This window comes from Streptomyces novaecaesareae (assembly GCF_000716875.1).
GTDB classification, from domain to species: domain Bacteria; phylum Actinomycetota; class Actinomycetes; order Streptomycetales; family Streptomycetaceae; genus Kitasatospora; species Kitasatospora novaecaesareae.
Map to the genome: position 1 here is coordinate 1 of NZ_JNWQ01000237.1, position 362 is coordinate 362.

Genomic DNA, 362 nt, shown 5'->3' on the forward strand with positions numbered 1-362 from the left:
CACGGTGTCGTTCTTCGACGGCGCGACCCTGCTGGGCACCGGCACTGTCGTCGCGGGCGTGGCCACCTTCACCACCTCCACCCTCGGCGTCGGCACCCATGCGTTGACCGCCGTCTACAGCGGAGACACCGCCTTCAACGGCTCCACCTCCCCCGTCGACCCCCAGACCGTCACCACGGCCGACACCACAACGGCGCTCACCTCCCTGCCCAACCCGTCGGTGTTCGGCCAGCCGGTGAGCCTGACGGCGACCGTCAGCGTCCTCGCCCCCGGGGGCGGCATACCCACTGGCACGGTCACCTTCTTCATCGGCGGCATCCCCCAGGCGCCGGTCACCCTGTCCGGCGGCATGGCCACCCTGA

The 362-nt window shown here is 71.3% G+C and carries 1 protein-coding gene; it reads left to right on the forward strand.

Annotated elements, in window-relative coordinates:
• Positions 1–362, forward strand: a 362-nt coding sequence (locus OP86_RS32665; RefSeq protein WP_033334539.1) for an Ig-like domain-containing protein, incomplete at both ends; no start/stop codon positions are given.